Raw genomic sequence first — 345 nt, forward strand, 5'->3', positions numbered from 1 at the left:
GACGATCAAAGATATCCGTCGTGCCACGCGTAAACATTATTCGGCCGAGGATAAAATCCGTATTGTTCTGGAAGGTCTGCGCGGGGAAGACAGCATTGCTGCGATCTGCCGCCGTGAGGGGATCGCCGAGAGCCTTTATTATAGCTGGTCGAAAGAATTCCTCGAGGCAGGCAAGAAGCGTCTTGCAGGCGACACCGCCCGTTCTGCCACCAGCGACGAAGTAAAAGCGCTGCGTCGTGAAAGCCGTGACCTGAAGGAGGCGCTGGCCGACGTCACCCTGGAAAACCGCCTGCTCAAAAAAAGCATGATCGGGGATGGGGGCGACGACGAATGAGATATCCCGCC

The 345-nt window shown here is 56.8% G+C and carries 1 pseudogene; it reads left to right on the forward strand.

From position 1 onward, the window contains the following. Positions 1–4 precede the first annotated feature (4 nt). Positions 5–345 (forward strand): annotated as a pseudogene (locus HWX93_RS22790) (transposase); the annotation flags it as partial.

This window comes from Brucella tritici (assembly GCF_902825325.1).
Taxonomy (GTDB): domain Bacteria; phylum Pseudomonadota; class Alphaproteobacteria; order Rhizobiales; family Rhizobiaceae; genus Brucella.